The 26,781-nt window shown below is 59.8% G+C and carries 29 protein-coding genes; 9 read left to right on the forward strand and 20 right to left on the reverse strand.

The window, feature by feature from the left end; translation table 11 throughout:
* Window positions 1-2: 2 nt before the first annotated feature.
* The gene (locus AC13QE_RS28310; RefSeq protein WP_488486210.1) at window positions 3-686 is read right to left on the reverse strand and encodes a tetratricopeptide repeat protein; all 684 of its coding nucleotides are present in this window, start codon (window positions 684-686) and stop codon (window positions 3-5) included.
* 97 nt (window positions 687-783) lie between these two features.
* A complete protein-coding gene (locus AC13QE_RS28315; RefSeq protein WP_488486211.1) occupies window positions 784-1,365 on the reverse strand; it encodes an NnrU family protein in 582 nt (193 codons plus the stop codon).
* 179 nt (window positions 1,366-1,544) lie between these two features.
* On the opposite strand from AC13QE_RS28315, the gene AC13QE_RS28320 reads away from it, so the two are divergent.
* Entirely contained in the window at window positions 1,545-2,525 is a 981-nt protein-coding gene (locus AC13QE_RS28320) for a polysaccharide deacetylase family protein (RefSeq protein WP_488486212.1), read from the forward strand.
* Between the two features lie 139 nt (window positions 2,526-2,664).
* Here the strand turns inward: AC13QE_RS28320 and sbmA are convergent, their stop codons facing one another.
* Window positions 2,665-3,930, reverse strand: a complete 1,266-nt coding sequence (gene sbmA, locus AC13QE_RS28325) for a peptide antibiotic transporter SbmA (protein WP_132717209.1) — start codon at window positions 3,928-3,930, stop codon at window positions 2,665-2,667.
* Window positions 3,931-4,354: 424 nt separating this feature from the next.
* On the opposite strand from sbmA, the gene AC13QE_RS28330 reads away from it, so the two are divergent.
* On the forward strand, window positions 4,355-4,939 hold the full coding sequence (locus tag AC13QE_RS28330; RefSeq protein WP_488486213.1) for a PadR family transcriptional regulator: 585 nt from the start codon (window positions 4,355-4,357) through the stop codon (window positions 4,937-4,939).
* 113 nt (window positions 4,940-5,052) lie between these two features.
* On the opposite strand, the gene map is transcribed toward AC13QE_RS28330, so the two are convergent.
* From map to glpK, 9 genes are all read right to left on the reverse strand, one after another.
* Complete coding sequence (map, locus tag AC13QE_RS28335; RefSeq protein ID WP_488486214.1) at window positions 5,053-5,805, reverse strand: type I methionyl aminopeptidase; 753 nt, start codon at window positions 5,803-5,805, stop codon at window positions 5,053-5,055.
* 139 nt (window positions 5,806-5,944) lie between these two features.
* Complete coding sequence (locus AC13QE_RS28340) at window positions 5,945-6,457, reverse strand: GNAT family N-acetyltransferase (RefSeq protein WP_488486215.1); 513 nt, start codon at window positions 6,455-6,457, stop codon at window positions 5,945-5,947.
* A gap of 51 nt (window positions 6,458-6,508) precedes the next feature.
* Window positions 6,509-6,937, reverse strand: coding sequence for a DoxX family protein (locus AC13QE_RS28345; protein WP_132717212.1), 429 nt, complete (start codon window positions 6,935-6,937; stop codon window positions 6,509-6,511).
* Between the two features lie 30 nt (window positions 6,938-6,967).
* Window positions 6,968-7,438, reverse strand: a complete 471-nt coding sequence (locus AC13QE_RS28350; RefSeq protein ID WP_488486216.1) for an SRPBCC family protein — start codon at window positions 7,436-7,438, stop codon at window positions 6,968-6,970.
* A gap of 99 nt (window positions 7,439-7,537) precedes the next feature.
* The gene (locus tag AC13QE_RS28355; protein ID WP_488486217.1) at window positions 7,538-8,794 is read right to left on the reverse strand and encodes an RNA polymerase sigma factor; all 1,257 of its coding nucleotides are present in this window, start codon (window positions 8,792-8,794) and stop codon (window positions 7,538-7,540) included.
* Window positions 8,791-9,165: a YciI family protein gene (locus AC13QE_RS28360; RefSeq protein WP_015340707.1), complete on the reverse strand. Its 375-nt coding sequence runs from the start codon at window positions 9,163-9,165 to the stop codon at window positions 8,791-8,793. Before AC13QE_RS28360 ends, AC13QE_RS28355 begins: the two co-directional genes overlap by 4 nt.
* 80 nt (window positions 9,166-9,245) lie before the next feature.
* Window positions 9,246-10,160, reverse strand: coding sequence for a S66 peptidase family protein (locus tag AC13QE_RS28365; protein WP_488486218.1), 915 nt, complete (start codon window positions 10,158-10,160; stop codon window positions 9,246-9,248).
* 99 nt (window positions 10,161-10,259) lie between these two features.
* Window positions 10,260-11,063, reverse strand: coding sequence for a membrane-anchored protein (locus tag AC13QE_RS28370; protein ID WP_488486219.1), 804 nt, complete (start codon window positions 11,061-11,063; stop codon window positions 10,260-10,262).
* A 174-nt stretch (window positions 11,064-11,237) separates the two neighbouring features.
* The gene (gene glpK, locus AC13QE_RS28375; RefSeq protein WP_488486220.1) at window positions 11,238-12,740 is read right to left on the reverse strand and encodes a glycerol kinase GlpK; all 1,503 of its coding nucleotides are present in this window, start codon (window positions 12,738-12,740) and stop codon (window positions 11,238-11,240) included.
* 221 nt (window positions 12,741-12,961) lie between these two features.
* Between glpK and AC13QE_RS28380 the strand changes: the two genes are divergently transcribed.
* The 3 genes from AC13QE_RS28380 to xdhB all read left to right on the forward strand — a co-directional run bounded on the left by AC13QE_RS28380 (window position 12,962) and on the right by xdhB (window position 17,614).
* On the forward strand, window positions 12,962-13,738 hold the full coding sequence (locus tag AC13QE_RS28380; RefSeq protein WP_488486221.1) for a 3-hydroxybutyrate dehydrogenase: 777 nt from the start codon (window positions 12,962-12,964) through the stop codon (window positions 13,736-13,738).
* Window positions 13,739-13,804: 66 nt separating this feature from the next.
* Complete coding sequence (gene xdhA, locus AC13QE_RS28385; RefSeq protein WP_488486222.1) at window positions 13,805-15,274, forward strand: xanthine dehydrogenase small subunit; 1,470 nt, start codon at window positions 13,805-13,807, stop codon at window positions 15,272-15,274.
* 3 nt (window positions 15,275-15,277) lie between these two features.
* Window positions 15,278-17,614: a xanthine dehydrogenase molybdopterin binding subunit gene (gene xdhB, locus AC13QE_RS28390; RefSeq protein WP_488486223.1), complete on the forward strand. Its 2,337-nt coding sequence runs from the start codon at window positions 15,278-15,280 to the stop codon at window positions 17,612-17,614.
* A gap of 32 nt (window positions 17,615-17,646) precedes the next feature.
* On the opposite strand, the gene AC13QE_RS28395 is transcribed toward xdhB, so the two are convergent.
* Window positions 17,647-17,850: a hypothetical protein gene (locus AC13QE_RS28395; protein WP_488486224.1), complete on the reverse strand. Its 204-nt coding sequence runs from the start codon at window positions 17,848-17,850 to the stop codon at window positions 17,647-17,649.
* 81 nt (window positions 17,851-17,931) lie between these two features.
* Here AC13QE_RS28395 and AC13QE_RS28400 point away from each other — a divergent pair, with 81 nt between their 5' ends.
* A complete protein-coding gene (locus AC13QE_RS28400; protein WP_488486225.1) occupies window positions 17,932-18,849 on the forward strand; it encodes a LysR substrate-binding domain-containing protein in 918 nt (305 codons plus the stop codon).
* A gap of 3 nt (window positions 18,850-18,852) precedes the next feature.
* Here AC13QE_RS28400 and AC13QE_RS28405 read toward each other — a convergent pair whose 3' ends face one another.
* The gene (locus AC13QE_RS28405; protein WP_015340716.1) at window positions 18,853-19,188 is read right to left on the reverse strand and encodes a hypothetical protein; all 336 of its coding nucleotides are present in this window, start codon (window positions 19,186-19,188) and stop codon (window positions 18,853-18,855) included.
* A 216-nt stretch (window positions 19,189-19,404) separates the two neighbouring features.
* Between AC13QE_RS28405 and puuD the strand changes: the two genes are divergently transcribed.
* The 3 genes from puuD to AC13QE_RS28420 are packed head-to-tail and all read left to right on the forward strand — an operon-like array spanning window position 19,405 to window position 23,134.
* The gene (gene puuD / locus AC13QE_RS28410) at window positions 19,405-20,643 is read left to right on the forward strand and encodes a urate hydroxylase PuuD (protein ID WP_488486226.1); all 1,239 of its coding nucleotides are present in this window, start codon (window positions 19,405-19,407) and stop codon (window positions 20,641-20,643) included.
* Window positions 20,640-21,947 (forward strand): guanine deaminase, encoded by a 1,308-nt coding sequence (gene guaD / locus AC13QE_RS28415; protein ID WP_488486227.1) that lies wholly within the window; start codon window positions 20,640-20,642, stop codon window positions 21,945-21,947. Before puuD ends, guaD begins: the two co-directional genes overlap by 4 nt.
* 47 nt (window positions 21,948-21,994) lie before the next feature.
* A complete protein-coding gene (locus tag AC13QE_RS28420) occupies window positions 21,995-23,134 on the forward strand; it encodes an alpha-hydroxy acid oxidase (RefSeq protein ID WP_488486228.1) in 1,140 nt (379 codons plus the stop codon).
* Here the strand turns inward: AC13QE_RS28420 and AC13QE_RS28425 are convergent.
* The 6 genes from AC13QE_RS28425 to puuE all read right to left on the reverse strand — a co-directional run bounded on the left by AC13QE_RS28425 (window position 23,131) and on the right by puuE (window position 26,749).
* Entirely contained in the window at window positions 23,131-23,871 is a 741-nt protein-coding gene (locus AC13QE_RS28425; protein WP_488486229.1) for a metallophosphoesterase family protein, read from the reverse strand. The two genes, AC13QE_RS28420 and AC13QE_RS28425, sit on opposite strands and share 4 nt — an antisense overlap.
* Before the next feature lie 3 nt (window positions 23,872-23,874).
* Window positions 23,875-24,231, reverse strand: coding sequence for a hydroxyisourate hydrolase (gene uraH / locus AC13QE_RS28430; protein WP_488486230.1), 357 nt, complete (start codon window positions 24,229-24,231; stop codon window positions 23,875-23,877).
* Window positions 24,228-24,728, reverse strand: coding sequence for an ureidoglycolate lyase (locus AC13QE_RS28435; protein WP_488486231.1), 501 nt, complete (start codon window positions 24,726-24,728; stop codon window positions 24,228-24,230). The genes uraH and AC13QE_RS28435 overlap by 4 nt, the downstream gene beginning before the upstream one ends.
* A 7-nt stretch (window positions 24,729-24,735) precedes the next feature.
* On the reverse strand, window positions 24,736-25,098 hold the full coding sequence (locus AC13QE_RS28440; RefSeq protein WP_132717229.1) for a HepT-like ribonuclease domain-containing protein: 363 nt from the start codon (window positions 25,096-25,098) through the stop codon (window positions 24,736-24,738).
* 228 nt (window positions 25,099-25,326) lie between these two features.
* A complete protein-coding gene (gene uraD / locus AC13QE_RS28445; RefSeq protein WP_488486232.1) occupies window positions 25,327-25,824 on the reverse strand; it encodes a 2-oxo-4-hydroxy-4-carboxy-5-ureidoimidazoline decarboxylase in 498 nt (165 codons plus the stop codon).
* Window position 25,825: 1 nt separating this feature from the next.
* On the reverse strand, window positions 25,826-26,749 hold the full coding sequence (gene puuE / locus AC13QE_RS28450; protein WP_488486233.1) for an allantoinase PuuE: 924 nt from the start codon (window positions 26,747-26,749) through the stop codon (window positions 25,826-25,828).
* Window positions 26,750-26,781: the final 32 nt, after the last annotated feature.

Here is a 26,781-nt window from a genome sequence, read left to right on the forward strand (position 1 = left end):
CCTTAGCCTTTTGCGACCGGAGCCTTGCCGGATGCAGTGATGAGATCGAGCAGCATCTGAGCACGGTTGGCAACGTTGCGCGGGCTCTGCGGATCGTCGACAATCGCCTGGAACCATTGCCGCGCCTTGGCGAAATCGCCGGCCTTATAGGCGGCGAGGCCAAGAACGTCGCGCGCCGAATGGCGGAAGGCATCAGCCGGCACGGCAAGCTCCTGCGCCTCGGCGGCAACCTGATCGTAGGTGCCGGTATCGACGAGCAGATAGGCAGCCCGCAGGCGCGCCGCATCGCGGATAACGACGGGAAGATCCGTTTGCTTGCCGATCGCCGAGAAGGTGGCGATGGCCGCGGCCTTGTCACCTTTCTGCACTTGCAGCGTCGCGGCGCGCAGGCGCGCCAGCACCGGATAGGAACCAGGGCCGTTCTTTTCGATGGCGGCGAATGCGGCGAGCGCCTCATCCGTCTTGTTCTGATCGGCCAGCGTCAGCGCGGCAATGAACTGATCACCGCCGCTGCCAGCCTGGTTGCCGGCCCAATAGCGATAGGCGCTGTAGGCTGCGGTACCGAGAACGACGAGCACCGCAGCACCGATGATGAGCTTACCGAAACGGCGCCATATGAACCGCAACTGGTCCGAGCGCAGTTCCTCGTTCACCTCGCGGATGAAGCTATCGTCATTGAATGCCATTCTTGTCTCCGGCCCAGGCCAAATAGTTCAAAGCTTAGGTTTAGTGGGGCCTTCTACTCCATTTTGCGGCTGATGTAAGGGGGAATGGCAGAAATCGTCACATAACAAGCGGCGAAACCCCGATAATCCACGCATGAAGCTTCCAAATGATCAAGGCCCAGGCGACCACACCGATGACGATCGCATAGAGATCGTATTTCGCCGAGACGAAGGGACGCACGGTGATTTCGCCGGCCCGCTCGCGCCGTTTGAACGAAATGCGCAGGATCACACCCCAGGCGAGGAAGGCAGCAAAGAGCAATATGGCAGCGCCGTCGCCATTGGAGAGAAGATGCGCCAGCGCCCAGATCTTCACCGAAAGCACCATCGGATGCTTGGTCCTGGCCGCGATATGCCCCGCCGGCAGCAGCGAGGCGACAAGACAGATGAGAGCGAACAGCATCAGCAGGATGGTGATGTGGCTCATCCAGAACGGCGGCGACCAGACCGGCGTCATGTCGCGCGCCTGACCGAAGCCGTAGATCAGAATGATCAGCGCCACGATGCTCGCAATCGAATAGGCGCCCTTCCAGCCGCCTTCGCCAAGGCTGGCGATCAATGAGGTCCGCAGGCCGGGTGTCACGACGCGGATCAGATGGAGTCCGAGAAAAAGAACAATGCCGAGAATGAGCAATGCCATGGATGAAATCCTCTATGGTCTTGTTGTCACATCCTTATCGGCTGCCGCAAAAAAATGCCAGCATCACCGCAGCTTCGCCGCATTTGCGCGAAAGGAAGGAAGCGACCCTGAGCGCGCCATCCGATATCGCCAGACGATTCCTGGCGAGCCGTGCTCGATCCAATTAGTATCCGGTGCCCATGTTTCGCTTCGCTACCTGTCTCTCCCTCGCCCTTTCCTTGGGGCTGCCCGCAGCCGCCCAGGCCGATGGCAAGCCCAAGCAGCTCGTCATGATTTCCTTCGATGGCGCTCATGACAATGCACTCTGGACCAGGAGCCGCGAGATCGCTTCGCGCAACGGCGCGCATTTCACCTATTTCCTCTCCTGCACCTTCCTCATGAACAAGGCGCAGGCCAAGGCCTATCAGGGGCCGAAGCAGCGGCCGGGTAAATCCAATGTCGGCTTCGCCAAGAGCGAGGACGATGTCCGCACGCGCATCGCCAACATCTGGGGCGCACATCAGGAAGGCCACGACATCTCAAGCCATGCCTGCGGCCATTTCGACGGCAAGGGCTGGAGTGCTGCCGACTGGAAACAGGAATTCATGAATGCCCGCATTGCCCTTCGCGACGCCTGGAAGAATGTCGGCCTCGCCGACAAGGAACCCCAGGGCTGGGAAGACTTCGCCACAAATGACGTCAAGGGATTTCGCGCACCCTATCTTTCCACCAGCGACGGTCTCGTGCCGGCGGAAAAGGAGATGGGCTTTCAGTATGATGCAAGCCTGGTCACCAAAGGCCCTGCCCTGCCGCAGGTGATCGACGGCATCTATCGCTTCGGTCTGCCATTGATCCCCGAAGGTCCCGAGCATCGTCCGGTCATCGGCATGGACTACAATCTCTATGTCCGCCATTCCAAGGGTGTCGAGGACAAGGCCAACGCCAAGACGTATGAAGACCGCACTTTCGAAGCCTTCGAAGCCGCCTTCAACAAGCAATATGACGGCGAGCGCATTCCGCTGCAGCTCGGTTTCCATTTCGTCGAAATGAATGACGGCGCTTATTGGCGCGCCCTCGACCGCTTCGTCAGCGATGTCTGCCACAGGCAGGATGTTGCCTGCGTCAGCTATTCCGAGGCAATCCCGTTGATTGAGGCGCGCAGCAAGCCGCAGCAGGGGTGAAGAGCGGTCGAGCGGAGCCCGAGCCAAAGCGAAGGGCCAGTGATGCGGCAAAGGAAAGCCCTTCCGTTACCTCCAAAGTCTAAAGCCTGAAACCCAGCTCCTCCATTGAAAAAGGCTCCGTTTCCGGAGCCTTACTTCGTCAACCATCCGCGTGAATAACGCCTGCTTCACGCTCCAAATAGCGCTGATCGATCGGCGGCAATGGCTCGTCATAGATAGCCGCCTCGAAAGCCTTCAGACGCTTGTGGATCGACAGAAGCTCGATGATCGTCGTCCAGGAGCTGACGAGATACTGGAAAGAGTTGCTGACCTGACCGAAGGCCGTGGCGATCTGCTGCCAGATGCCGAGCGTGATCTTGTGCGCGACGAAAGTCGGAACCAGCACAAAATAGAGGAAGATCGCATCGAGCTGGCCGTAGGAATAGCGAGCGACATTGAAATAGGCGTAGTGGAAGTACATGCGGAAATAGTTGCGGCGAACGTTTGAGAAGAGTTCCGCCACAGTGGGTGGCTGTGCGCGGTCCTCGCGATCCTCGCCGTAGACAAGCTCTTTTCGATAGGCTGCCTCGACGCGCTGGTTGCGGAAGTTCAACCCCGGAAGCTTGATCCCGAAGAGCGCAAGCAGGAACGTGCCGAATACCGACCAAATCAGCGCCAGCCAAACGAGCGAATAGGGAATTGCGCCGATAATGGGCAGATCAGTCACGTATTTCGACAGTTCCAGCAGAATCGGCAGGAAGACGATGAGCGTCATGACGGAGCCGATCAGGCTGACGCCGAGCCCCTCGAGGTTGGTCGCAAAGCGCATCGTATCTTCCTGAACACGCTGCGATGCGCCTTCGATATGTCGGAGCTTTTCCCATTTCGACATATAGAAATTATTCATCGCCCACCGCCAGCGGAAGAGATAGTGGCTTAGGAAAAACGATGAAATAACGCTGACGGCGACGCCCACGAGACCGAGTTGCGTGAACGCCCATAACAATCCGTAGAAATCCCCATCCGTAACGCCGGGCTTTCCGCCGAGCGCATTTTGCAGGAGGTCAAAGAAGGGCCGGCGCCATACGTTTACTGCTACGTCGATCTGAACGCCGAAATAGGTGATGAAGACGATGAAAGCGGAACCCCACACGGACCATACGATCCAGGGGTTGCCCTTCGAAACCACATGCCAAAAACCGCAAAAGACCGCTGCACAGAGAATAAAGTAAAGATAAAACAAGAAATTAGTGGGAGTAACAAAGAACGCGGCCCCGACCGGCTGCTGTTCTTCCGGCAGCGGCGGATAACCCATGGACGTCACGACATGCGCGCCGACAAAATACCATAGGAAGACGCAGACGAGCGCCCAGGCGACTGCTGAGGAAAAAAATAATCTCGGATTCGGGAAGAAAGAATGAAACACGACGGTTAGGCTTCCTGTTGGTTCGAACGACCGCAATGGCGTGAATTTGAGGCGAGCCTAGGACAGTTCGCCGGGAGCGGCAACCGCCAGCAGCCTATTCTTACGTAGATGTAATCGCTTATCCCATGATCGTGATGCAGTTGTTCAGCAACGAAATTTCACCCATGGGATGAATTCCTTCCCTATACGGGCCAACCTTCTCCTCAAATCCATATCGTCCGCAAACCGCCCCTCTTGCAGGATACTATCTTACGATATATATCTTACGACATGACTAACGATATAAACCCTCAACTTCACAAGGAGAAACGATATGAGAGGTTTCAGAGATCGCATGTTCGGAGATAGCTTTGACATGGTCGAGGCATATATCCTACGACATGGCCGAGGCCGTGAATCACGCGGCGAGCATAGGAGAGACTTCATGAGAGGCTTCAAGGGCGGCATGTTCGGCGGCGGGTTTCGCACCGGGCGCAAGTTCGATGCAGCCGACCTGCAGCTCATCATCCTCGCTTTGCTCTCCGAGCAGCCCCGCCACGGCTATGAACTGATCAAGACCTTCGAGGAGCGCTCCGGCGGCTTCTATGTTCCGAGCCCGGGCGTCATCTACCCGGCGCTGACCTATCTCGAGGAGACCGGCCAGGCCGAAGTCGAGGTCAGCGGCACGAAGAAGCTCTACCGCATCACCGAAAGCGGCCAGAAGCGCGTCGACGACAATCGTGATCTGGTCGAGATAACGCTCGCCAAGCTCACCGCCATCGGCGAGAAAATGGCCCGCGTCCGCGAGGTCTTCGATGGCGGGGATGAGGACGGTCGCGACAATCCGTTCGATCGCCATGGCAGCGGCGATGTTCATCGCGCTCGCCACCTGCTGCGTTCCGCACTTCGCTCAAAGTTCCCCTGGAGCAAGGCCGAAGGCGCCCGCATCGCTGATATCCTCGAGCGCGCCGCCGCTGACATTATCCGCGGGGAAACGAAGACCGAGGACAGCCCGAAGGCCGACGAATGAGCTACGACATGTTGCGCAAAAGTGCGCAGCGGTTTTGCGATAACGACATGCGCAAATTAGATACCTGAAGCGCAGGACACGAAACTCAAATATTCGCGAAGCGCTTCAGGACCTCACTTGTCCGGCAATGTCAGAATGACAGGTCCGTTGCGGGTGGCAATGATCGTGTGCTCGTACTGAACCGTGGGCGCCTGCGGATCGGCGTAGAGCGTCCAGGCATCATCGCCGCCCTCTGCCCAGATCGCGCCGAGTGAAAGAAACGGCTCGACGGTAAAGACAAGCCCATCCTCAATGATCCGGCTCTCGGAAGGGTCCGCCCAGGTGGAAACCTCGGCGGGCTCTTCGTGCAGCGAGCGGCCGATGCCATGGCTGGCGAGATTGGCGATCAGCGTGTAGCGGTTCTTCTGGGCGAATGCGCCGACGGCCTGCCCGATCTTCGCAAGCGGCGCACCGCTTTTCACCTGGTTGAGGCCGACCCAGAGCGCCCTCCTGCCATCCCGGCACAGGCGCTCGATTTTCGGCTTGACCGGCGGCACGGTAAAGGATGCGCCGGTATCGGAGAAGAAGCCGTCCTTCTCGGCCGATACATCGAGATTGACCAGATCCCCCGCCTTGATCACGCGTGGACCCGGAATGCCATGCGCCACTTCCTCGTTGACGCTGATACAGGTCGCGCCGGGGAACTTGTAGACCAGTTCAGGCGCCGATTGCGCGCCAGCATCCTCCAGCACCTTGCGGCCGATAACGTCCAGCTCCAGCGTGGTGATGCCCGGCTCCAGGGCCGAGGCCATAGCCTGCAGCGCATTGGCGCAGATGCGGCCGATATCTTTGAGCTTGGTCAGTTCTTCTTCGGTCGAAACGATCATTTACGGCTTCCGGCACTCCCGCTCTCTCAGCAGCGGTTTGGCGAGAGGCTCAAGGTGGCTTTCGCCCCTTCCCTCCCGGCAGTCAACGTTTTTCTAAGGCTTTCTGCCAGATAGCGCGACTTTCCGATTCCGAAAGAGCTCAGGAGCGCGGGTCGTCCGACAGCAATGCCCAGCGCTCGTGGTCGCACCAGACGCCGCCGATCTTCAGATATTTCGGCGAGAACCCTTCCTTGCGGAAACCCAGCCGCTTGACCAGCGCGATCGAGGGATGATTGCCCGGCTGGATATTGGCCTCCAGCCGATGCAGGCCGACCGCGTCGAAGGCGTGGGCGACCGCCAGCCGAACGGCCTCCGTCATAAAGCCCTGGCCAGCAAATCCGACCATGCCATGATAGCCGAGAAAGGCGCTGCGGAAGCCTCCCCAAACCATCTGACTGATATTGACGACGCCGACAATCCCGCCGGAGCCCGGATCGCGCGCGACGAGACCTATATTCGGGCCCGTCACCGTCTGGCCGAACCATGCGTCGAAACCGTCGCGATCGAGGAAAGGATAGGCCCAGGGCACATGATGGGCGCGGCTGGCGATATTGGCGGCGATCAGCTCGTCCGCATCCGATTGCCTGACAGGCGCGATGATCACTTGCTGCATGGCTCGCTCCGTCCTTGTTCGGGAGCGAGCCTTAGCAAATCGAATCCGAAATCAAAAGCTTCGCTGAAAGAACGGAATCATTTTCCGAACCGCTTCATAGCGAAGATAAAGTCCGCCCCAGGCGATCACGCCGAGATAAACGCCGAACAGCAGATGCGAGAAGATCGGACTGCCAACCCTCAGATGTGTCGCAATCGCGCCGCCGAGAAGACCTGTCAGCAGGATGGCGCCAAGGACCGACGTTCTCGGGATCGCGTAGAGAATGGCACACGCGAGCGTAATAACGCCGAGCAGCCGCGCGAGCGCCGGATCGGCGGAATAGCCGAGCCCCGCCATCGTCTCCGTGACAACCGGCAGCGGAACGAGCTTGATCACGCCGTCGAACAGCAAGAAGGCGATGACCAGTCCGCTAAGGATCGTGCCCGCCACGCGCTGAGCCCGCGTGACCGAAGGCAAGGATGAATCGACTGCATAAGACATTGTCGTATCCCCCGGAATTGAATGGGAAAGTCAGATTCTGGCTGCCAGTGCCGCGAGCTGCTCGGCGCACTGGCCCCATCCCTGATGGAAGCCCATCTTCTCATGCGCTTCGCGATCTTCAGCCGACCAATGCAGGACAGTCGCGGTATAGCGGGTCTTGCTAGCGCCGAGATCGTCGAGCTGGATCGTCACCACCATGAAGGGCTTTGCCGACGGCACCCAGGCGCTGGCGAAGGCATCGGTGAAGACGATCCGCTCATTCGGAACGACTTCCAGATAAACGCCGTTGCCCGGATAATCCTCCCCCTCGGGGCTGCGCATGGTAATCGAGCTTGAGCCCCCAGCTCGAACGTCGACGCTGGCGGCCGACACTGTCCATGGCAGAGGCGCGAACCATTGCTTCAGAAGCTCCACTTCGGTCCAACAACGGAAAATCTTCTCGCGCGGCGCATCGATGACGCGGGTCAGGGAAAGCTCGTGGCGCTGGGGTTGCTCAGTCATGTCTTGTTTCTCTCTGCTGTTTGACGCGGCCTGTTCGGCCTATACCTTAATGACGTTCGAGATCGCCGTTTCCCGACAGCACAGACGCAAATTTTTTGATTATTTTGCAGCCGCAAGAGCATCCGCGCTCAGACGATCGAGCTGATAACGAATATGGGCTGCTTCAGCGGGCGAACGGGCGAGCGCGATCGCCCTGTCGAAGGCGACGCGTGCCTCCTGCGCGCGGCCGAGCTGCGCGAGCAAGCCGCCCCTGACGCCATGAAAGTAGAAGTAGCTGTCGAGCTGTGCTTCCAGCGTTGCAATCAGCGCCAGAGCCACCTCCGGCCCCTTCAGTTTGGAGAGCGCGACCGAACGATTGAGCGTGACGACGGGAGACGGCGTCAGCCGCTCCAGCATCTGGTAGAGAAGATCGATCTCCTCCCAATCCGTATCGACGGCGCGCTTCGCCCTTGAATGCAGCGCTGCGATCGCCGCCTGCACCTGATAGGGACCGGGCTTGCGGTGACGGATTGCCTTGTCGAGCAGCGCCAGCGCCTCGTCGATCAACGTCTGGTCCCAAAGCGAGCGATCCTGATCTTCTAGAAGGATGATCTGCCCGTCCGCATCGAACCGCGCATCCTTGCGCGATTGCTGCAGGAGCATCAGCGCCAGCAGCGCCATGGTCTCCGGCTCGGAGGGAAAGATCCGCAACAGCAACCGGCCAAGCCGGATCGCCTCGTCGGCGAAGGCGGTCGCCTCGCGATGCGTCCCGCCGGCCGAATAGCCTTCGTTGTAGATGAGGTAGATCATGGCGCTGACGAGTGCCAGCCTTTCGCTCCGCTCTACCGCGCCCGGCGTCTCAAAAGGAACGCCTGCTGCGGCGACGCGCGCCTTCGCGCGGGTAATACGCTGCTCCATCGCGCTTTCGCTGACGAGGAAGGCGCGGGCGATCTGCTGCACCGAAAGGCCGGAAACGATGCGCAGTGCCAGCGCAATCTGTTGCGTCGCCGGCAAATCCGGATGGCAGCAGATGAAGAGCAATCGCAAAATATCGTCGCGATATCCGGAGCCATCGAGCCGCTCGGCGAGATCGCTTTCGGCATCGCTCGTATCGGAGATCGCCTCCTCATCCGGCAGGCTCTGCAGTCTCGCCTGTTTGCGTACCGTATCGATACCGCTGTTGCGGCCGACAAAGATCAGCCAGGCGACGGGATCGCGCGGCGGTCCCTTATCGGGCCAGGTTTTCAAGGCCCTGAGGCAGGCCTCCTGAAAGGCCTCCTCGGCGGTGTCGAGATTGCGGAAATAACGCAAGAGCGCGCCCATCACCTGTGGCCGGGCATTGGTAAGCGCGATGTCGATCCAGGCAATATCGGTCATGTTGCAACAGCTCCCGGCCGGAAGACGTAAAGCGGACGGATTTCATAGGAACCGACGCCGGGATTGGCTGCGGCAAGCTCCTTCGAAAAACCGATGGCTTCGTCGAGGGTTTCGAAATCGACCACATAGAAGCCGAGCAACTGCTCCTTCGTTTCCGCAAAGGGACCGTCGATCACGATCGGCTCGTTCTTGCCCTTGCGCAGGGTCGTTGCTGCCGTCGTCGGCATCAGCCGTGCCACGGGCCCTAGCTTGCCAGCCTTTGCCAGCGGCTCCTGCACGGCAATCAACCGTGCCATCGTCGCGTCTTCCTGCTCCTTGGACCAGGCAAACACGGTATCTTCGTCGTTGTAGCATAGGATCGCGTAAAGCATTGAGATTCCCTTCTCCCTTTAAAGACGAAGGAATATCACCTGCACCGACAGGCTACGTCAAAAAAATATAGAAGAGGGCGTCAGGAGTTTCCGCGCCGGATCGCCAGGATACCGGCTTTCGCATCAAACTCCGCAATGGCTCCAATAAAAGCGCTTGCCGGCCGATCGCCGTGCCCGAGCGGCAAGCCGCCGAGGATCGGCACCTTCAGTTCGGCAAGATGTTCGCGCAGGATATCGATCACCGAATAAGGGCGATCGAACTCGAAATCAGTAAACTGGCCGATGGCGACACCTGCCAGGCCGTCCAGATGGCCCGCCTTGCGAAGCATCGTCATCTGCCGGTCCACCTGGCCGGGATACAGACCGATGGCCTCAAGCAGCAGGATCGCGCCGTGCATATCCGGCAACGCCCAGCCGGCCGATGCCGCCACCATATCGAGATTGCCGCCAATCAGCCGACCCTCGGCCGTTCCGCTTGTCGTCAATCGCGATGTCGGCTCTTCCGGGCGCGCGGCGATGACGAGGTCATCGGTTGTCATCAACGCTTGTCGCAGCGAGTCATGCGTATAGGTGCTAACGCTCTCTTCACCCGGCCCGACGAAAAATGCGCCGTGAATGCCGACTTGTTGGCAATGCCTCAGCAGGCTCAAATGCAATGCTGTGATGTCGCTGAAGCCGATAACGAACTTCGGATCACGTCGAACTGCAGCAAAATCTACTTGATCGGCAATGCGATATGACCCTTTGCCGCCGCGTGTGGTGAAGATCGCCCGAACCTCGGGATCGCGAATTGCAGCGTTGAGATCCGCCAGCCGCTCCTCATCGGTACCGGCAAGATAGCTCCATTTGCTAAAGGCGTGTTCGCCGAAATCGACGTTCAGCCCCCAGCCTTTCAGGATTCCGGCATGCCTCAGAACCATATCTCTGTCGGGCGAGCTTGCGGGCGACACAAAGCGCACCTTGTCGCCCGGCCGTAGTGGCGGCGGCATCAGCATTGGACTGACCTCTGCGCAATCGAGTGATTCTAAGCTGCGATCTTGGCACGGAATCACGACCGGCGTCAGCCGCAGATTGACCGTTGGCGAGCCCTTATCTCAAGGATTGATGACGGCCGCAGCCGTTAGCGGTGCCGGCCGCTTGCCCTTGGCATCGGCCTCCACCGTCCGACCGGCCTCCGTCTTGCCCTTCCATAAAGGCAGACCGATCGATTGCGACACGGCTGGGTCGCTTGTAAACACCGGACAGCCGCGCTCGATCAGCCGTTCGAGAACCTCCCGGTCCTTGCGCACATGCAGCCGCGCCAGATTTTCCTGATTGTAGACGTGCCCGCCGGAATCGGGATTGATGCCGGTGATGATGACTTCGGTCGCGCCGTTATAGATCGCGAAGAGCACGGCATTGATGCCGTTCGAGCATTTGTCGTCCGCACCAAGCTCGCTGCATTTCACCCCGCCGACGCGGTCGAGCAGCGCCATGCGCTTGTAGCGATCGACGATCTCCAGCTTGTCGTAGCTGTAATTGAACTTCCGCAACCCCTCTTCCAACCGCTCGCGCTCTTTCCGCCAGAGCAGGACGTAGAGCATCTTGGTCCGTTCGCCGTTCAGAACGCGGCGCACCTCGACGGCATTGGTGTTCGTGCCTTCGATCTGGTTGAACTGGACGAGCGTCACGTCGGGCGCCTCGATCCCCCAGGCCTTCGTCACCATCTGCGAACCGTTGATGGTGATAACCTTGAAGCTTTCGTCGAAATCCGCCGGCTTGTTCGAAACCGGCGCCGAGCCGACGACGAGAACAGGCCCATCGAACCGCTCAGCCAGCATCGGCGGCTTCGGCCGGGTCAAATGATATTTGATCTGCCGATAGTAATGTTTCTTCAGTTCAGAAAATTGAGCAGCCATTATTCGCTTTATCGTCTCTTGAGAAGGCGTCCGCCCTCAAAGGGCGCGGTCCGGCGAAATGTGACCCGGAAACCTCCCCGAGCCACAATACGAGTATCGCTGCGCGCACTTATATAAGCAAAATAAAGAAATCTTACACGACATAACCTGGGGTGAGCAGCCGATGAGTGCCGATCACCCCTGCCGTGTACTCAAGGTGCGCGAGACGGCGTTCTTCCAGCCTTTGAGCTTCGCGTTTCGAGTCTTGTTATCCATGCCGGGCTCAAAACGCTTATCGCGTGCCCAGGCTTTGGCAAAACCGGCGCGATCCGGCCAGACGCCGGCGCGGCTGCCAGCAAGCCAGGCGGCGCCCAGCGCGGTCGTCTCGAGGATCGTCGGGCGATCGACCGGTGCGTCCAGCAAATCGGCAAGTCGCTGCATCGTCCAGTCGGAGGCGACCATGCCGCCGTCGACGCGCAATACTGTCCCTTGCCCGTTGCCGTTGCGCCAATCCCTATGCATGGCATCCAGGAGATCGCGAGACTGGTAGCAGACAGCCTCCAGCGCCGCCCGGACGATTTCCTCAGGTCCGGTATTGCGCGTCAGGCCGAAGATCGCGCCGCGTGCATCCGGGTCCCAATGCGGTGCGCCGAGACCGGTAAAGGCTGGCACCAGATAGACCTCCTGCAGCGGATCGGCCTTGGCCGCCAGTTCGCCGGAATCCGAGGCACGCTGGATGGCTTTCAGACCATCCCGCAGCCACTGTACCGCAGCGCCGGCGATGAAGATCGAGCCTTCGAGGGCATAGGTCGTCTCGCCATTCAGCCGATAGGCGATGGTGGTCAAAAGGCGGTTTTTCGAGCGCACCATGTCCGCGCCGGTATTCAGTAACGCGAAGCAGCCGGTGCCATAGGTGGATTTCATCATGCCGCGTTCGAAGCAGGCCTGGCCGATCGTCGCCGCCTGCTGATCGCCGGCAACGCCGAGGATTGGGATTTCAGCGCCGAAATGCGTGGCCTCCGTGACGCCGAAATCAGCGGCGCAATCCTTCACTTCAGGCAGCATGGCAGCGGGAACGCGCAGGATATCGAGCAGCTCCTTATCCCATTCGTTCGCGCCGATATTATACATCAGCGTCCGCGAGGCATTGGTCGCATCGGTGGCGAAGCTCTTGCCCCCTGTCAGCCGCCAGATCAGGAAAGTATCGACGGTGCCGAAGCAAAGCTCGCCCTTGGCGGCGCGGGCACGCGCGCCCTTCACGTTGCTCAAGAGCCAGGACAGTTTGGTGCCGGAAAAATAGGGATCGAGCAGCAGGCCGGTACGGCGGGTAAAGAGCTTTTCCAGGTCCTGACGCTTCAGTTTCTCACAATAGCTCGCCGTGCGGCGGTCCTGCCAGACGATGGCGTTGTGGATTGGCTTGCCCGTCTCGCGATCCCAGACGACCACGGTCTCGCGCTGGTTGGTAATGCCGAGGGCAGCAATATCCTTGGCGGTGATGCCGGCGGCTTCGATGGCCTTGCGGACGGTAACGAGAACGGACGACCAGATTTCTTCCGGATCGTGCTCCACCCAGCCCGGCTTCGGATAATGCTGGGTGAACTCCTTCTGTCCGACGCCGGCAACCTTCATCTTGCCGTCGAAAACGATGGCCCGCGTCGACGTCGTTCCCTGATCGATCGCCAAGACATAACCGCTCATGCATTCCTCCCGCCTGTTGCATCCCGAAACAACAGATACGCGAGCAAAACGAATGTGAAAAGAAAGCAAAACGAAATTTTTCGCTGAAATATGCGCTTTCCTGTTCACGGCATCGTGGCCAAAGGGCTGGCAGCATTACGATTGCCATATCCGCGGGTTTGGGACTAGGCTGAAACGGTTTTGCACTGCAGCAGGAAGCTGCGCTGTCCAAGGAGAAGATCATGGCAAGAACAGTTGTCGTCACCGGTTCCACAAGCGGTATCGGCCTCGCCATCGCGGCCGCCTTCGCCGCCAAGGGCGATAACGTCGTCATCAACGGCTTCGGAAAGCCGGAAGAGATCGATGCGATCAAGACGAAGCTCGAAGCCTCCGGCGGCGGCAAGGTGACCTATCATCCGGCCGACATGACGAAGCCCGCCGAGATCGCTGATCTGATCGCGACTGCCAACTCCACCTTCGGCAGCGTCGATGTTCTCGTCAACAATGCCGGCATTCAGCATGTCGAGAAAATCGAGGATTTCCCGATAGAGAAATGGGATCAGATCATCGCAATCAATCTCTCCAGCTCCTTCCACACCATCCGCGCTGCCATTCCGCTGATGAAGGCGAAGAAATACGGGCGCATCATCAACATCGCCTCGGCGCATGGCTTGGTCGCCTCGCCCTTCAAATCCGCCTACGTCGCGGCAAAACATGGTATATTAGGCCTGACCAAGACGGCGGCGCTCGAGCTTGCCGAATTCGGCGTGACGGTAAACGCCATTTGCCCCGGCTACGTCCTGACCCCGCTTGTCGAAAAGCAGATCCCGGATACCGCCAAGGCACGCGGCATGACCGAGGAGCAGGTCAAGAACGAAGTCATCCTCAAGGCCCAGCCGACGCATGAGTTCGTCAAGGCCGAGGAGATCGGCGCCCTATCGCTCTACCTCGCAAGCGACGAGGCACGCCAGGTCACCGGCACGCACGTCTCGATTGACGGTGGCTGGACCGCGGAATAACCATTTGCGGTTAGGGCCGGATTCGTTCGCGCATCCGGCCCGACCAATAGATGAAACGGGAACGACATGAGCGACAGCATCCGCTTTATCCTCAACGGCGAGGATATCATTCTATCCAGCCTGCGCCCTACCGAGACGCTGCTCGATTTCCTGCGTCTCAACCGGCGGCTGACGGGAACGAAGGAAGGATGCGCGGAGGGCGATTGCGGCGCCTGCACGGTGCTGGTGGGCCGGCTGATCGATGGCGGGCTGTACTATGAATCCGTCAATGCCTGCATCCGTTTCGTCGGCTCACTGCATGCGACCCACGTCGTCACCGTTGAGTATCTTGCAGCTCAAAATGGCACGCTTCACCCTGTGCAGCAGGCGCTGGTCGATTGCCACGGCTCGCAATGCGGTTTCTGCACGCCGGGCTTCGTCATGTCGCTCTATGGCCTCTGGCTGACGACGGAAAAGCCCAGCCGGGCGCAGATCGAAAAATCGCTTCAGGGCAATCTCTGTCGATGCACGGGCTATGAGCCGATCGTCAAGGCCGCCGAACAGGTGAGCCAGAAGCGGCCGAGCGCGCTCTTCGATCCGCTCGAAAAGACCAGGGCTGATATCATCGCCCGCCTCTGGGCCATGCAGGGCGGCGATAACATCGAGATTTCCGAGGGCGAGGATCGCCTCATCGTGCCCGGTTCAGTATCGGCACTGGCGCAGGTGCTTGCCGACGAGCCGACCGCGACCGTCGTTGCCGGCTCGACCGATGTCGGCCTATGGGTTACCAAGCAGATGCGCCGCCTGAACCCCGTCGTCTTCATCAACCATCTAACCGACCTGCAGAAAATTACCCTTGAAGATGCAGGCCTGACCATCGGCGCCGGCGTCACCTACAGCCGCGCCTTTGCTGTTATCGCCGAAAAGATCCCGGCCTTTGCCAACCTCATCAACCGTATCGGCGGCGAGCAGGTGCGCAACATGGGCACGATCGGCGGCAATATCGCCAACGGCTCGCCGATCGGCGACACGCCGCCGCCGCTGATCGCCCTTGGCGCGACGGTTAGGTTGCGTTCGACGGCAGGCACGCGCAACCTGCCGCTCGAAGATTTTTTCATCGATTACGGCAAGCAGGACCGCAATCCCGGCGAATTCGTCGAGAGCATCTTCGTGCCCTATCCGGCCAAGGATGCGCATTTCGCCGTCTACAAGATCTCCAAGCGCCGTGACGAGGATATTTCGGCCGCCTGCGGCGCCTTCCATCTGTCACTGGACACCGCTGGCAATGTCGCAGATATCAGCATCGCCTTCGGCGGCATGGCCGGTACGCCGAAGCGCGCTCGCACGGTCGAGGCGGAATTGATCGGTAAGCCGTGGACGGAAGCAACCGTTATGGCCGCACGCGATGCCTTCGACGCCGATTATACGCCGCTCACCGATTGGCGCGCCTCGGCCGAATACCGACAACTGACCGCCAAGAACCTCCTCATCCGCTTCTATCTGGAAACATCGGGTGCGCCGCAGGAATTGAAGCGTTTCGCGACGGCGGAGGCCTGAGCCATGGATAAATCCACCTTCGAGGAGCGTAAGGTCATCAACGGCTCGATGCATGGGTCGCTGAAGCATGATTCGGCACATAAGCACGTCACCGGAGCCGCCGATTATATCGACGACATTCCCGAACCCGCTGGCCTGCTGCACGGCGCGCTCGGCCTTTCCGATCGCGCTCATGCCGAGATCGCCGGCATCGATCTGTCGGCCGTCAAAGCCTATCCCGGTGTCGTCTGGGTCTTCACGGGCGCCGATATTCCCGGCGTCAACGACACCAGCTCCAACGGCATGCATGACGAGCCGCTGCTTGCCGAGACCAAAGTCGAATTCCACGGCCAGCCCATCTTCGCCGTCATCGCCGAAACCAGAGATGCCGCCCGGCGTGCCGCGCGCCTTGCCAAGATCGATTATCGCGACCTGCCGCATTGGAGCGATATCGACGGCGCGCTCGCCAATGGCGCACCGCTCGTCTACGAGCCGATGACCCTGAAGCGCGGCGAGCCCGAAACCGAGATGGCGAATTCCAAGCATCGGATCAAGGCGCAGATGCGCATCGGTGGTCAGGAGCACTTCTATCTCGAAAGCCATATCGCCATGGCGATCCCCGGCGAGGACGACGAAGTCGCCGTCTGGTCGTCGACGCAGCATCCGAGCGAAATCCAGCACATTGTCGGCCATGTCCTGAACATCCCGTCCAACGCCGTCACCGTCAACGTGCGCCGCATGGGCGGCGGTTTCGGCGGCAAGGAAACGCAGGGCAACCAGTTCGCGGCGCTGGCCGCAGTCGCCGCCAAGAAACTCGGCTGCGCCGTGAAATTCCGGCCCGACCGCGATGAGGACATGAGCGCCACCGGCAAGCGGCACGATTTCCTGGTGGACTACGAAGTCGGTTTCGACGACGAAGGCCGCATCCACGCCGTCGACGCCACCTATGCCGCACGCTGCGGCTTCTCCTCCGATCTTTCCGGCCCAGTGACGGACCGCGCGCTATTCCATGCGGATTCCAGCTATTTCTACCCGCATGTCCATCTGGTCTCGAAGCCGCTGAAGACGCATACCGTCTCCAATACCGCCTTCCGCGGCTTCGGCGGCCCACAAGGGATGGTCGGCGGCGAGCGCATGATCGAGGAGATCGCCTATGCGCTCGGCAAGGACCCGCTCGAAATCCGACGCGCCAATTTCTACGGCCAGCCGGGCTCGGGCCGGACGCTGACCCCTTATCATCAGGAGGTGACGGACAACATCATCAGCCGCGTCGTCGACGAGCTCGAACAGAGTTCCGACTATCAGGCGCGGCGCAAGGCCATCATCGAATTCAACCGTTCCAGCCGCTTCATCCGCAAGGGCATCGCGCTGACGCCGGTGAAATTCGGCATCTCCTTCACCATGACCGCCTTCAACCAGGCCGGCGCGCTGGTGCACATCTATCAGGATGGTTCCATCCATCTGAACCACGGCGGCACCGAAATGGGCCAGGGCCTCTATACGAAGGTGGCGCAAGTTCTGGCCGATAGCTTCCAGGTCGATATCGACCGCGTGAAGATCACCGCGACGACTACAGGCAAGGTGCCGAATACATCGGCGACGGCGGCCTCCTCCGGCTCCGACCTGAACGGCATGGCAGCCTATGACGCTGCCCGGCAGATCAAGGAAAGGCTCGTGGCCTTCGCAGCCGAAAAATGGGGTGTCGGCGAAGAGGAGGTACGGTTTCTGCCAAACCGCGTGCGTGTCGGCGAAGAGGAAATCCCCTTCCCCGATTTCGTCAAGCAGGCCTATTTCGCCCGCGTCCAGCTCTCGGCCGCCGGCTTCTACAAAACGCCGAAGATCCATTGGGATCGCAAGGCCGGCCGCGGCACGCCCTTCTATTATTTCTCCTATGGCGCCGCCTGCTCGGAAGTGTCGATCGATACGTTGACGGGCGAATATCTGATTGACCGCGCCGATATCCTTCATGACGTCGGTCGCTCCCTCAACCCTGCGATCGATATCGGCCAAGTCGAAGGTGCCTTCGTGCAGGGCATGGGCTGGCTGACGACGGAGGAGCTCTGGTGGGATGCGAAGGGCCGGCTGCGCACCCACGCGCCGTCCACCTACAAGATCCCACTCGCTTCCGACCGTCCGAAGATTTTCAATGTGCGGCTGGCGGAATGGTCCGAAAATACCGAGGCCACTATCGGCCGCTCGAAGGCCGTGGGCGAGCCGCCCTTCATGCTCAGCATATCTGTGTTGGAGGCACTATCGATGGCGGTCGCCAGCGTCGCGGATTATCGCACCTGCCCGCGCCTCGATGCGCCGGCAACACCGGAACGGGTGCTCATGGCAGTCGAGCGGCTGAAGGAGATGTGATTGTCCTTCTCTGGGCTTTCACTCCCTACCACCTACAGCAGTCGGCAGTCTTCATAACGTGGCTCCCGCCCATCAAGAAATCCAAGGTCCCGCTTCAGGCGGTCCGGCATCTCATCGAGATCGAGATGCGGCGACGGCTCCGCGTGGCTGACGAAGGCCTGCGTCACCGATTCCAGAAGACGAGCCAGAATCCTTGGCCTTGCGGTTTCCAGCTGTTCCACGACATAGCAATCCATGACGATACCTCAGTCAGATCAATGATATGAATTGCAGTCTGGCGCGAAAAATGCTGAAATTCCAATCGAACTATCGTCTGCATGCATAAAGAGAACTTATCCATGAAATTGTCCATGCGCTTTCCGCTGAATGCGCTCCGCGTCTTTGAGGCCGCCGCCCGGCACGGCAGTTTCACGCGGGCGGGCGAAGAGCTTGGCATGACGCAGACGGCGGTCAGCTATCAGATCAAGCTGCTGGAAGAGACTTTGGGCGAGCCGCTATTCCTGCGCCGCCCGCGGCAGATTCTGTTGACCAAGGCCGGAGAGCAGCTTGCACCGAAAGTGTCGGAAGCCTTTGCCATGCTGCAGGAGGCCATGACTTCGATCAGAGGCGAAGTCGAAACGACGCTATGCATCCATTCGACCCCCACCTTCGCCTCGCAATGGCTGGCCCGTCATCTCGGTTCGTTTCAGCTGAAGCATCCCAATATCGCCGTCCGGCTGGATACCTCGGGCTCGATCATAGACTTCGCCCGGGAGTCAGCCGACATCGCCATCCGCACCGGCCGTGGCCAGTGGCCCGGCCTACGCTCGCACCTCCTGATGAAGGTCTATTTTACGCCGATGCTGAGTCCAGCGCTTGCGGAAACGATCGGCGGCGTACATGAACCAGCCGATCTGCTGAAGCTTCGCATCATCGACGCGGGTGACCCATGGTGGGCTCAATGGTTCAAAGAGGCCGGCGTTCCCGATCCCGGCCTTCAGGGCCGGCCGCGAAGCAGATTAGGCGCCCAGTCCTTCGAGGCGAGCGCGGCATTGGCCGGTCAGGGTGTCGCCATCCTGACCCCGGAATTCTATGCGGATGATCTGGCGTCCGGCCGGCTGATTCAGCCCTTCGATATTCTTTCGTCCGACAATACGGACTACTGGATCGCCTATCCGGAAAACAGGCGTCATACGCCGAGAATCCGCGCCTTCAGGGATTGGCTCCTCTGCGAATTCGGCATGCCGCTGGAATAGCGCTCAGTAATCCATGTCGGGCGCATAAAAGCAGCGCGGGGTGTTCTCGTCCGGAAACAGACAGAGATGATAGGCTCCGTCCGGGGAGCGCATCGTCTTACCCTGCGGCAGATTGAAGATATGCGCGTGCGTTACATAGCGATGGTCGCCAGGATTGAGCGTCACTCGATAGCCGCCGGGTACAATGGTGACAGTACGTGACGGAATCATCTCGCAATCGCCCGTCTTGCTGTCCCCATTGCAGCAATATGGATCATAGGACCAGCCGGAGGGCGCCTCGTGCGCCAGGGCGAAGGCTGCGGAGAGAAGAAAAAATACGAACGCCAGAATACCTCGCATGGGCAATTCTCCGTCGAAAAAATAGACGGCTGCCGCGGACTCGGCCCGCTCCAAGCAGCCAAGGGCATTTTATTAAAAAGCTGCCATAATCTGATCTAATGCGCCCCGGGCGCTAGACAAGGTAGCTGCTTTTTACCGGCACATCAAACACCCCTCTTCCATCCGCTCTCAACATTCTGCAAGGTATCGAGTCGGAGGAAGAAAAAGGGGAACTGAATGTATGAATACGCCATAGCGTGGGAATGGCTGGCCTTTGCCGCCCGCTGGTTCCACGTCATAACCGCCATTGCCTGGATCGGTTCGTCTTTCTACTTCATCGCGCTCGATCTCGGACTGGTGAAGCGCCCGCATCTTCCGCCCGGCGCCTATGGCGAGGAATGGCAGGTTCACGGTGGCGGTTTCTATCACATCCAGAAATATCTCGTGGCTCCCGCGCAGATGCCGGAACACCTGACCTGGTTCAAGTACGAGAGCTATTTCACCTGGCTATCTGGCTTCCTGATGCTGTGCATCGTCTATTACGGCGGCGCCAACCTCTTTCTCATCGACCGGCATGTGCTCGACGTCAGCGTTCCCGTCGCCATCCTGATTTCGCTGGCGTCGCTCGCCATCGGCTGGATCATCTACGATCTGCTCTGTAAGTCGCCGCTCGGCAACAACACCTGGGGGCTGATGGTTGTGCTTTATGCCGTCCTGGTCTTCATGGCCTGGGGCTATACGCATCTTTTCACCGGCCGCGCCGCCTTCCTGCATCTCGGTGCTTTTACCGCGACGATCATGTCTGCCAACGTCTTCATGATCATCATTCCCAACCAGAAGATCGTCGTCGCCGACCTCATCGCCGGCCGCACGCCGGACCCGAAATACGGCCGCATTGCCAAGCAGCGCTCACTCCACAACAACTACCTGACGCTGCCCGTCATCTTCTTCATGTTGTCGAACCACTATCCGCTGGCGTTCGGCACGCAGTTCAACTGGATTATCGCAGCGCTGGTGTTCCTGATGGGCGTCACCATCCGTCACTGGTTCAACACCACGCATGCGCGCAAAGGCCGCCCGACCTGGACCTGGATCGTCACGATAGTCCTTTTCATCGTCATCATGTGGCTTTCGACCGTTCCGAAGGTGCTGACCGGCGAGAAGGAAGCCAATGCGATCGCCCCCGCCTTCCAGCAATTCGCCTCCGATGCACATTTCCCAGCGGTCAAGCAAATGGTCTCGGCGCGCTGTTCCATGTGCCATGCGGCCGAACCAGTCTATGAGGGGATTGTCCGCCCGCCGAAGGGCGTAACGCTGGAAAATGACGCGGAAATCGCTATGCATGCCCGGGAGATCTATATCCAGGCTGGCCGCAGCCATGCCATGCCGCCCGGCAACGTCACCGACGTCACGCCGGAGGAACGCAAGCTGCTGGTTGCCTGGTTTGAAAGCTCCATCGGAGAAAAGAGCCAATGACCACCCTTCTGCGCGGCCGCCTGCTTTCCTTCAAGCGCCTGCCGCAAAGCCTCGATGATACCGACAGCTACGCTTATGAAAGCGATGGCGGGCTGCTGATCGAAAACGGCTTGATCGTCGCGACAGGCGCCTATGCCGATATCAAGGCGCAGGCACCGAAAGGTGTCACAGAAATCGACCATCGGCCGCGTCTGATCCTGCCGGGGTTCATCGACATGCACCTGCATTTCCCGCAGATGCAGGTGATCGCCTCCTACGCCGCCAACCTTCTGGAATGGCTGAACACCTACACCTTCCCGGAGGAATGCCGCTTCGTTGAAAGCGCACATGCGGAACGTATCGCCACGCATTTCTACGACGAGATGATCCGCCACGGCACGACGACGGCCGTCGCCTACTGCTCGGTCCATAAAACCTCCGCCGACGCCTATTTTGCCGAAGCCATGCGCCGCAACATGCGCATGGTGGGCGGCAAGGTGATGATGGATCGCCATGCCCCGCAGGGCCTGCTCGATACGCCCGAGATGGGCTACGACGAGACCCGGCAGGTGATATCTGACTGGCACGGCAAGGGCCGCAACCATGTCGCCATCACTCCACGTTTCGCCATCACCTCCACGCCGGCGCAGATGGAGGCAACGGCCGCGCTTGCCCGCGAATTTCCGGATCTGCATATCCAGACGCATCTTTCCGAGAATCACGACGAGATCGCCTTTACCTGCGAGCTCTATCCGGAGGCGATCGACTACACCGATATCTATGCCCGCTACGGACTGCTCGGCCCCAAGAGCCTGTTCGGCCATGCGATCCATCTTTCCGACCGCGAAGCCGATGCGATGAGCGAAGCCGGCGCGGTCGCCGTGCATTGCCCGACCTCGAACCTCTTCCTTGGCTCCGGCCTCTTCCCGCTGAAGGCGCTGGCCCGCCGCGAGAAGCCCGTTCGCATCGGTGTCGCCACCGATATCGGCGGCGGCTCAAACTATTCCATGCTGCGCACCATGGATGAGGCCTACAAGATCCAGCAGCTGCTCGGCGAGCGGCTGAACCCGTTGGAGAGCTTTTATTACATGACCCGTGGGAATGCCGAGTCTCTCTCCCTCGTCGATAAGATCGGCACGCTCGACGCCGGAACCGAAGCCGATCTGATCGTGCTCAACGCAGCCGCAACCCCGGCCATGGCGCTGAAGATGGAAGTGACGAAGAGCCTCACCGAAGAACTGTTCCTGTTGCAGACCATGGGCGACGACCGGGCCGTCGTCGAAACCTATGTTGCTGGAAAGCCGATGAAATCGATCCTGCAATGAGGCAATCCGAACCCGCCTCCATGTAACCGTCCAGAAGGCAAAGAGCCATGACCGCGCCGCTTACCATCGCCGAATTGAAGACGCTTGCGCAGCGGCGTGTACCGAAAATGTTCTTCCAATATGCCGATTCCGGTTCGTGGACGGAATCGACCTACCGGGCAAACGAGGCTGATTTCGCCAAGATCAAGCTACGCCAGCGCGTCCTCGTCGACATGTCGAACCGGTCGCTGGCAACCACCATGGTCGGCCAGAAGGCCTCGATGCCGGTGGCGCTGGCGCCGACAGGGATGACCGGCATGCAACATGCGGATGGCGAAATGCTGGCGGCGCGTGCAGCCGAGGAGTTCGGTATTCCCTTCACGCTGTCGACCATGAGCATATGCTCGATCGAGGATATCGCCTCGGTGACGAAGCAGCCCTTCTGGTTTCAGCTCTACGTTATGAAGGACCGCGATTTCGTCCTGAACCTCATCCAGCGCGCCAAGGCGGCGAAATGCTCGGCGCTGGTGCTGACGGCCGACCTGCAAATCCTCGGCCAGCGCCATAACGATATCCGCAACGGATTGTCGGCACCGCCGAAAATGACAGTGAAAAATCTCTGGCAGATGGCGATGCGGCCGGGCTGGTGCATGGGTATGCTGAAGACCAAGCGCCGCTCGTTCGGCAATATCATCGGCCATGCCAAGGATATTTCCGACATGACGACACTGTCGCACTGGACGCATTCGCAGTTCGACCCCAAGCTCTCCTGGAGCGATGTCGGCTGGATCAAGGAGCAATGGGGTGGCCCGCTGATCATCAAGGGCATTCTCGATGTCGAGGACGCAAAGGCAGCCGTCGATGTCGGCGCCGATGCCATCATCGTCTCCAATCACGGCGGCCGGCAACTTGACGGCGCCCATTCCTCCATCAGCATGCTGCCACGGATTGTCGATGCTGTCGGCGACAAGATCGAGGTGCATATGGATGGCGGCATCCGCTCAGGTCAGGACGTACTCAAGGCCGTAGCACTCGGCGCCAAGGGCACCTTCATCGGCCGCCCCTTCCTCTATGGCCTCGGCGCCATGGGCAAGGAAGGGGTGACGCTCGCACTTGAGATCATCCGCAAGGAGCTGGATATTTCCATGGCACTCTGCGGCAAACGGGATATCAAGGCCGTGGATCGGTCGATTCTGGCTGATTTCTAACGCAGCCAGCCTGTGGCCAGACCGCTCGCCCACTCCTCGCGGCCATTCTGCGCCGCGAGCTTCGCCATCGCCATATGATCGTAGGAGACCTGCCGGAAGACCGGTAGCCAAGTATTCCCGATCTTTTCCAGAATGGCGTAAGAAGCAAAGGGATGACCGGCTTCCACCTTATGAAAATAGGGCAGATCATCGTTGTAGGCGGGGCAGCCGACGCTGCCGGGATTGACGATCAGGCGCCCATCGGAAAGCCTGACGAGACGCGGAATATGGGTATGCCCGCACAGGATCAATGGAAAATCGATGCCGGCAGCCAGCGCCTCGATCTCTTCCAGCGGCTTCAGATAGACCTGACCGTCCGGTGAGACGGATTCGAGCCAATAGACATTGTCATCAGCCGGGGTCGCGTGGCAGAGATAGGCCTCATCCAGATAAACTGTGCTGATCGGTAAGGCGCGCAGCCATTCGAGGTGGCGCTCCGTCAGTTCAGAATGCGCTGCCCGATCTGAAATATGCATCGCCTCGGGCGCCAGTTCGATCAGATGGCGGTCGTGATTGCCGCGCACCGTCGGCGCATTCAATTCCAGCAGCATGTCCGCCGTCTTGCCCGCCGTAAGCGGCCCGCTGAAGCAGTCGCCGAGATTGACGATGTCGGTGATGCCCTGTCTGCGGATATCCGCAAGCACCGCTTCAAGTGCTAGATGATTGCCATGGATGTCCGCAATGGCTGCAAAGCGCATGTCTCAGCTCCCGCGATAGGTGGAATAGCCGTAGGGCGAGATCAGCAGCGGCACGTGGTAATGCGCCGTCGTATCGGCGATGCCGAAGCGGATGGGTACGAGATCGAGGAAAGCCGGCTCCGGCAGCTTGGTGCCAGTGGCACGCAGATAATCCCCGGCCCGAAACAGCAGCTCGTAGGTGCCTGCAACGAAGCTTTCGCCGATGAGAATTGGACCACCATCCACGCGGCCGTCCGAGTTGGTCGTAACCGTCTTCACATGCCTGCGGGCATCGCCCTCAATCCTGAAGAGATCGATCACCAGACCTTCGGCCGGCTTGCCGAGAGCGGTATCGAGCACATGGGTGGTCAGTCCGGTCATAGTGTCGGTGCTCCGATGATGAAGGGCGTGTCGAAGAAGTATTCTTCCAGATTGCTTCCAGGCCCATCGCGATCCACGATAAGGAAATCGCTCGGCTCGTCGAGTGCCATCAAGGGATAATGCCAGACATTGACCCGATAGTTCACGCCCTGGTCGCCACGCGCCAGGAAAACCTTCGGCCTGCCGGGCTTGCCGCTCTCATCCTCTGCGACGACGACAAGAAACGGACGGTCGTTCAGCGGCACGAAACATTGGCTGCCGAAGGGATGGCGCTCCATCATGTCGATCGAGAAGGGAAAAGCACGCGGCTGGCCGCGAAAAAGGTTCAGGATAACCCGCGCGCCCTCTCCGATAGCCTCGGCGGCGGACAAAGCATGAAAACGCTCGGTCGTGCCGCCATTGATGTACCGCATGGTTGCTGGATCGGCCTCGATGACATCGCCGAATGGTGCGAATGCGGCCTTTGTCAAAGGATTGATATCGAGATGCTGTGTCATTGAATGATTATTCGCCTTCCGCTCGCCAATGGCGAATGGAGTCCAGTTGCAGGAGCAACTCCGGAAGAGATTTGTGGGCAATATCCCACAGGGCCGCCAACTCGATGTCGACATACCCTTGCGCAATCCGATTCCGGAAGTCCTGCATGACATGCCAAGGCAGCTCCGGATGGTCAACGACAAACTCCGGATAGTCCTCGGCAATGCGCGTGGCAGCCTCGCCGATCAACAGAAGATTCATGCCGACGGCGCGCTGTTTCTCGACATTCTTGAAAAAGGCGGCTTGATCGGTTTCGAGGAGGAAATGGCCGGTTTCGGATGCAGCCTGCTGCATGCGTTCGAGGTAGGTAACCAGTCGATCCAAGCTCATGCTGGCTTTCCTCCGCCAGCAATACCCGATTCCGGTGCGATGGCGCGCCTCTTGGCGTCACCAATCATCCTCCGCTTCTATCTCTATCCAATGCTTTTCGTGGCCCCATGGCTCAGTATCCTGCCAAGCGGATACTAAGCCATGAGTAGACCGAAAAATAGCGCGTACCTCAACGGGAAATCAGCCCAGGGACATGATCAGGAAGGATCTCGGTCCTGAGACCAAGCGTCAGGCTTCAGGCAGCATGGATTGCAGACGCAGCAAGGCGATCTTTTCGACCTGCGCCGCCGCAGTCGCGAGTTCCGCATCCCTGCTATTGTCTATCCGCGTCTCGAAGGCGGCAAGAATATCGTCCTTGCCGAGCCCCTTCACTGCGATGATGAAGGGGAAGCCGAATTTCGTCACATAGGCGGCATTGAGTTCGGTAAACCGGGCGTGCTCCTCGGGGCTCAGCCGGTCGAGCCCGGCACCGGCCTGCTCCTTGCGGCTATCCTCGGTCAGCTGGCCGGCAATCGCCAGCCGCCCAGCGAGATCGGGGTGTGCCCGCAGCACGCCAAGTCGCTCCGCCTCGCCGGCGGCGCGGAAGACTCGCACCAGCGCGGCATGCACGCCGCCGGAGGTCAATGGCTCCGCAATGGCACCGTGATCGTAGGCGCGCTGGGCAACGAAAGGCGAATGTTCGAAGACACCGCCGAAGCGGTCGACAAAATCATCCCTCGAGATCATATCAGCGCGCGCCCCCGGGAAGGTGATTTTCATACCAGTGGTTGGCGATCTCGATTCGCTTGGGGATCCAGACCTTGTCGTGCTTCTGGACATATTCGATGAACCGGCGCAGGGCCGCGGCGCGACCGGGGCGGCCGACGAGGCGGCAATGCAGACCGACGGACATCATCTTCGGGCTGCCATGCTTGCCCTCTTCATAGAGTGTGTCGAAGGCATCCTTGAGATAGGTGAAGAACTGGTCACCGGAATTGAAGCCCTGCGGCGTCGCAAAGCGCATATCGTTGGTTTCGAGCGTATAGGGGATGATCAGGAACGGCTTGCCGTTCAGACCATCGACCCAGAAGGGCAGATCGTCGGCATAGGAATCGGAGGAATAGAGGAAACCGCCCTCCTCCATGACGAGCCGCAGCGTATTGTCGGACGGCTTGCCCTGGTATATGCCGTAGGGCCGCTCGCCGGTGAGTTCGGTATGCAGCCGCACGGCTTCGAGAATGTGCTTGCGCTCCAGATCCTCGGAGAAATCCTTGTATTCCAGCCAGCGATAGCCGTGGCTGGCGATTTCCCAGCCGGCTTCCTTCATCGCGGCAACCGCTTCCGGATTGCGCGCCATGGCCAGCGTCACGCCATAGACCGTCGCCTGAACCTTGAGTTCGGTGAACATGCGCCACAGCCGCCAGAAGCCAGCGCGCGAACCGTATTCGTAGATCGATTCCATATTGAGATTGCGCTGGTTCGGCCAGGAGGCCGCGCCAACGATCTCGGACAGCAGGTTTTCCGACCCAGGATCACCGTCGAGAATGCAGCTTTCCCCGCCCTCCTCATAATTGATCACAAACTGCACCGCGATGCGGGCATCGCCAGGCCATTTCGGATCCGGCGTGTGGCGGCCGTAGCCGATGAGATTACGGGGATAGATTTCCGACATTGGATGCACCTTCTCTGATCGAGGAACGGTAG

The sequence above is a fragment of the Martinezella sp. CNPSo 3957 genome, assembly GCF_057784395.1.